Annotated in this window: 3 protein-coding genes and 1 pseudogene; all 4 read right to left on the bottom strand. The window is 36.3% G+C overall.

Annotation, left to right across the window (positions count from 1 at the left end; genetic code table 11):
- Positions 1 to 2,369 (bottom strand): annotated as a pseudogene (locus tag FGF67_RS15955) (hypothetical protein); the annotation flags it as partial.
- A 170-nt stretch (positions 2,370 to 2,539) separates the two neighbouring features.
- Positions 2,540 to 4,141 (bottom strand): sulfatase family protein, encoded by a 1,602-nt coding sequence (locus FGF67_RS15950; protein ID WP_139698761.1) that lies wholly within the window; start codon positions 4,139 to 4,141, stop codon positions 2,540 to 2,542.
- Between the two features lie 72 nt (positions 4,142 to 4,213).
- Entirely contained in the window at positions 4,214 to 5,047 is an 834-nt protein-coding gene (locus tag FGF67_RS15945; protein ID WP_158293240.1) for a family 43 glycosylhydrolase, read from the bottom strand.
- Positions 5,048 to 5,174: 127 nt separating this feature from the next.
- The gene (locus tag FGF67_RS15940; RefSeq protein WP_139698759.1) at positions 5,175 to 6,707 is read right to left on the bottom strand and encodes an alpha-L-fucosidase; all 1,533 of its coding nucleotides are present in this window, start codon (positions 6,705 to 6,707) and stop codon (positions 5,175 to 5,177) included.
- Positions 6,708 to 6,711 lie beyond the last annotated feature (4 nt).

Here is a 6,711-nt window from a genome sequence, read left to right as displayed (position 1 = left end):
TGACCATTGCCCTTATCTGGACAGGTCTCTCCTATTGCCTTTAATACATAAGTGTCATCGCCTACTTCTTCTACCGCTCCTAAACAAGGCGCTAACTTATAAACCACTTCACCTGAATTGTAGTATAACCTTTGGTTTATTGTATTATAATCATAAGAAGCTCCTCCATAACTTAGTTGCCCATCAAAACGTTGCTTAACTTTTTGACGATACACATTTTTATCTGGTAGAGCACATCGGTATTCATCAGAATATAACCCTATGTTCTCAAACGGTATATCTGGCGCATAACTAGGCCGTGGCGCCTTGAACTTAAAATTTAAGGAATTGGCGTTTTCAAACATGGAAAGATTGATATCGTGATTATTAGATATTACTGCTGGGTTTCCTGTTAATTGAGATTTAGACTCATACATATTCCAAAACATATTCTCATCAAAATAACTCTCATAAGAATTTATAATTTTATTATCAAAAATAGCTTTCATAGCTAAATCAAACGACGGATATCTTGATTTCCAGTAGGGATCAATCATATCATACCAATTGCTTGAGGAAACAGAACTCTCCCATCCAGACCTACCAAATTCAATAAGCATCTTTCCTATATAATTTGCTGAAGTATTAGTAGCTGTAGGCGATTTACCCCCAACCCGATCTAAAAACTCCATGGCAATCTCATAATGCCCTGTTGTTCTTGGATCTCTAGATCTTATACCTATATGAGTATCCATAAACACATTTTTATCGGCAATATGCCCTGGTCCAGATGCTAATTTTAAACCAAACCAGCCACCTTTATAAATGACGTTTTCTGAAGTGTTTTTTCCACCATTATAGCCATCATGGTGTATAGCAGACCTTCCCACGAGACTAGGAACAGACATAATATGATGAATAAAATTATGTTTTATACTGGTACCGAAAGCCCAAATCTCAGCGCCTCCGTAAATTGCACCTCCATCACCTTCTTCTACCCCAACATTGAATAATTCGTTTAATTCTATGACATGATCGATTCCGCCATGTGTCACTGGTTGTCCGTTCGTATTATGAATTAAATTATTCTTGAAAACATTACCTACTCCTGTTATTCCAACGGCTTTTCCATAAAAATCTTTGGAATAGACTTGTGTGAAATGACAATTTTCGATGGTATTATTTCCTGGTTCAACAGAAGTTGACGTTGTTTTACCTCCATATAATCTACTGTTATTTGAAACATCGTAAAAATCACAACTCAACACTTTACTATCTCTTACGTCGTGCCACAAATTAACAGAGGTTAAGGGTTCTGCTATAAATCTAAATGTAATACCGGCTATTAAAATATTTCTACTAGTACCTTTCACATTTATAGCGCCCTGACCATTATTACCTGATCCCAAATTCTGTATCGTCATTTTTTTAATCTGGATGTCTTGTCCATCGATTATTTCAAAACATTGCGGACCAGCCCATACTCCAATGGTACTGTTTCCTGTTAATTGTTCCTGTGGCCATAAGTATAACCGAGAATCAGTAGGGTCAAAATACCATTCTCCCGGTTCATCTAATTCACATAAAACATGATAGAAAAACAGACGTTTCTGTTTTGCAGCCCCCTCCTTTATACCATACCTTACGCCATCTTTTAGCTGAATACTTCCACTCGAATTTACCTTTGCAACAGATATTTTTTCTTTGAGCCAATCTGCAGACATGTAACCATTTGCCCTGATCTTTTTTACCCTACCAATTTCGGCATTCCATTTAGCAGCATCAAATGTTTCAAGCAGTTTAAATTCAGCACCCTTAGGATTTTCATAAGTTCCTTCCTCATTTATGGATTCTCCAGACAGGTTATTCTTATCAATATGAGCAAATCCTAGATTAGGAAATCTAGCCACGGTTGCCATTTTATCATTTACTGAAAGTTGGGCAGAAGCCTTGTCTAATAATGTTTTTAATGTATTATCTGTAATGATTTGTGCGTACACCTTGCCTTGTGCATTAGCATGAAGTTTCGCTAAAAGCCCAGCATCTGTAACCAATTGAAATTTATCTGCATCAATGAATTGACTACCATCAAAAATTACTTTTTCGTTTTGGTAACCACTAATTGTAAGACCTGAGTCCTGTGAATCAAGGGTGCAGGTGGTATCAAAATTATAGCGCCCACCACGAATATAAATGGTCTTAACACCTGTACTTCTAGCCTTGTCTCTTGCGCCAATCATTGTTGCCAATGGACTATCTATGGTACCTGAATTGGCATCATTACCATTGGTAGCTACATAAAGTTCTGTTTGTGCATGAGCCAAAACACACCACACTAAAGTCCAAAGTGGGAGCCCCTTCCTTAAAATTAAAAAAACATTTTTTATCATAAAGCAGCTTATCATTATAATTTAGGAGATTAAGCAAAAAGCATAATTCTTTGTTCAAAGCAAAGTTATACTATTGAAGTAGTTTATACGCGTTTGGAAAAATCAGATTATGGGTATAAATTGTTCACTTAAGTTAAAACAACCGAAGAATTTAGACCTTAGTTAAAACATTAATTCTCCCAATGTGTGTCTATAATTTTCTTAAGGTGTGGATATTTATCATCTTCTTCATTTAAAATTTTTCTTTCAGCTTTTAGTTGTAACTTCATTGTCTCTATTACACTTTTATACTCCGGATTTCTATATTCATTTTTAAGTTCTAGCGGATCTTTTTTTAAATCATAAAACTCCCAAGCCACTGGTGTTGGGGATACTTTATTAGAATTATTCTCGTCATTCCAATACATGGAAAGTGTCCCTTCTTTTTCTAAGTTATGATATCTCCCGTAATAAAAAACAAGCTTATAATCTTTACTTCGCAACCCAAAATGTGCAGGAATATCATGATGAATCATATGCATCCAGTAACGATAGTAGGTATACTCTCTCCAATTTGTGGCTTTCCCTTTTCCCAGAATTTCCTTCATGCTTTTTCCTTGCATGTAATCGGGTGCCTGTCCGCCGGCCATTTCTATAAGTGTTGGTGCGAAGTCTGTATTATTCACAATCTCATCAACTCGTTTCCCTTTTTTAATACCTTCAGGATAATGAACAATTAATGGCATACGAATGGATTCTTCAAACATCCACCGTTTATCGGCTAAATCGTGTTCTCCCAACATCATCCCTTGATCGGACGTGTAAACAATAATCGTGTTCTCCCATAAACCATTATCTTTTAAATACTTAAAAAAACGCCCTAAATTATCATCAACTCCTTTTACACATCGTAGATAACGTTTTAAATATTCCTGATAAGCAGCACTTGTTTGTTCTTTTTCGGCCCCTCTTTGTTTTGTTTTGTAGATATTTACGTAATTTCTATTTCTGTGTCTTGGCGAAATTGAAGATCCCATCATATGAATCAAACTATCATTTTTTCCTCTGGTAGCCTCTGACCCCCAATAGGGTTGATGATATAGACTTTCTGGTTCTGGAACTTTCACATCACTTAAGTATGACTCGTATTTTGGGTTAAATTCGAACATACCATGGGGTGCTTTAAAATGATACATTAGAAAAAATGGCTTCTCCTTATTTTTTCTTTCATTCAACCAAGTCATAGCGTTATCGGTTACCACATCTGAACTATGTCCTTTATACTTAACAACATTATCTGGCCATGTCCCTTTTCCTTTTTCCCTAAATTCGGGATCAAAATAAGTACCTTGATTTGGGAATACTTTGTAATAATCGAAAGAAATAGGCTCCTTATGCAAATGCCATTTTCCTACTATTGCCGTTTCATAACCTAATTTATTCAACTCTTGAGGGAGATATTGCTTATCTATATCCAGCTCATTCCATAAATCTAGAACACCATTTGTTTGACTGTACTGTCCCGTAATAATAGATGCTCTACTAGGGGTACAAATAGAATTGGTTACAAAACAATTTTCGAAAACCATACCTGTTTCGGCCAATTTATCAAGGTTAGGAGTGATATTTAAATCGGCTAAACGTCCACCATAAATACCTGTGGCTTCTGCCGAATGGTCATCAGTCATGATGTAAATAATATTGGGACGTTTGTTATTTGTTTCTTGCGATTTACAAGAGTTGAAATAAAAAATTGCGAGTAGTGGTAAATAAAAAATAGTTCTTTTTTTCATTCGAAATGATTTTATAGAAAAGAATGGAATGCAATAGCTTACTATATATCTTATCATTTTTACTTGTTAAAACTAAAATTGAATTCCTTTTTCTGTCCTGACAACTTGCTGAATGGTTCCATCTTCATTAAATTCCAAATAATCTGCACATATTTTACGTGCTTTATTACATTCTTTTTGATGGTAGAATAAGACCCATTTACCTTTATATTTGACTACTGAGCAATGATTGTTTTCTGCCGGTTTTTCATCCGGAGCCATAAGCGTGCCTTTATATTCCCAAGGGCCTAGCGGGAGGTCGCTCATGTAATAAATTAATCGTTTGTAACCTTCAGATGAACACAGATAGTAGTATTTATTGTGGCGCTTAAATACAAAAGGACCTTCGAAATGACTATAAGGAATTGGAGCTACATCTTTTAATTCTACAATAGTTTCTTCTTTCACTGTTATCATATCTTCATTAAGTTCACCCATTTTAAACTGACAATATAAATAGGCTTTTCCGTCATCATCAACAAACACATTGGGATCTATGCCCCAATTTGAAACTAGTACTTTTGGATTTTCAAATGGCCCCTGAGGTTTTTTGCTACTTGCAACTCCTATCTTCCATTCTTTATCTTTCATACCTTTTACTGGAAAATAAAAATAGTAATATCCTTCAATGTATACACAATCTGGTGCCCATGCATTATATACTTCCCAGCCTTTCTGGTTTAGTTTATCTAAGGATAGTACACTTCCAAAATCTACCCAGTCCGTTCCATTTTCAGAGGAAAACACGTGCCAATCATTCATGGCAGAATAGCTTGCCATACATGGCACATCATGTGATGTATACAGCCATAATTTGCCATCTCCCCAATTTCGAGCAGTAGGATCGGCTGTGTATAGCGCATTCATGTTTAAGGGATTATTTTGTGCAGTTAGATAATAGCAGCTCCCAAACACTATGACCATCCAAATTTTTAGTTTTAAACGCATTTCATTTATTTTAACCAGTTACAATCAAACTATTTAACGACTCTAGTTATTCCTTAAGTTCGATTTTAAAAGTATAGGCAAAATCATTTGGCTTTTGATTTGGCGTGGTTATCACCAACCCGTCTGGACCCGCATTCCATTTAATTTCACCATCATGCCCTAATAGTTTTATGGATTTTATTTCTCCTACTCTAGTATTCAACTTTGTTATCATTTCAATAAGGACTTCTGCATTATCACCTGGCCAATCCAAAACAAAAGCGTACAGAATATTTCCTTTTTTAGTAAATCTTATGTCCTTTGCCCCATAAGGTGATTTTCTTGTAAAATGTGGCATGTGGTGTGTTGGACCTTCCCCATAAGTGTACCATGGCCTTGTCCCATAAATACCTTCGCCATTTACAACCAGCCATTCGCCCATATCTTCTAAAATAGATGTTGCCGTTTCATCTAATGTCCCATCTGCCTTTATGGGCACGTTGAGCAACATATTGCCGTTCTTACTCACAATATCAATTAATTTATCAATAAGCGTCGCACTAGTCGTATAGGGTCTATTAACGTTATATCCCCATGGTCCCATTGAGTCGTCTGTTTGCCATGGTTCGCTCAAGATGTGGCTAGCTTTACCTCTTTCAAAATCGAGTGTAGCAATGCCATCGGCATATAGCCCCTGCCATGGGCGGTCTTTTATTGTCATAACGGCCTCATTTTTACCACCATGAATCTCTGTACTGTGGTTATATAAATGACTTATAACGTCCATACCCGTTTTACCTTCATCATCCCCTCTAAACGGCACAGCACAATCAAAATACAGTAAATCTGGATTGTAATTATCGATTAAATCTTTAAGTCTATTAGCCCATAAATCGCGCCATTCTTTTGGTGCATTAAATGGTGCTCTCGGGTGCGTATCGTCATGCTTTGGCGGATAAAGTCCTTTTCCTTCACCTTGGGCTCCGTCATATGGTACGTCCTTCATAGGCCCTTTAGAATCTGTGCCATTCGCAGTATTTAACCAACTATAACTTCTTGATAAATGGGTTGTTACCCCAAAACGCAAACCCGCTTTAAGGGTTGCGTCTCGCCACATACCAATTAAATCTTTCTTTGGGCCCATGTTTACAGCGTTCCATTTATGGTGTTTAGAATTCCATAAATCAAAATTATCATGATGTACCGCACATGGTGTAAAGTATTTAGCGCCTGCTTTTTTGAATAAACCTACTAATTTATCTGGATCAAAATTTTCTGCCTTCCACATCGGGATAAAATCTTTATATCCAAACTCAGAAGGGTGTCCATATGTTTTTAAGTGATGTTCATATTCTGGTCTATCTTCCACATACAATCTTCTGGCATACCATTCTCCTTGTTCTGCAACAGAATAAGCCCCCCAATGCATGTAAATACCAAACTTAGCATCCCTAAACCATTCTGGACATTCATATTGTTGGAGAGATTCAACCGTCGGTTCAAAAACAATTGGATTGGTTTCTTGTTCTTCCTCTTTATTAGTTTGACTTTTACATGATACAGCCAGTATCATTATAAGAATAAATGCTATGTTTTTCATATAG

It is taken from the genome of Allotamlana fucoidanivorans, assembly GCF_006265225.1.
Lineage (GTDB): Bacteria > Bacteroidota > Bacteroidia > Flavobacteriales > Flavobacteriaceae > Allotamlana > Allotamlana fucoidanivorans.
Note: the sequence above shows the minus strand (reverse complement) of the source record. Positions and strands in the feature narration are given on the sequence as shown.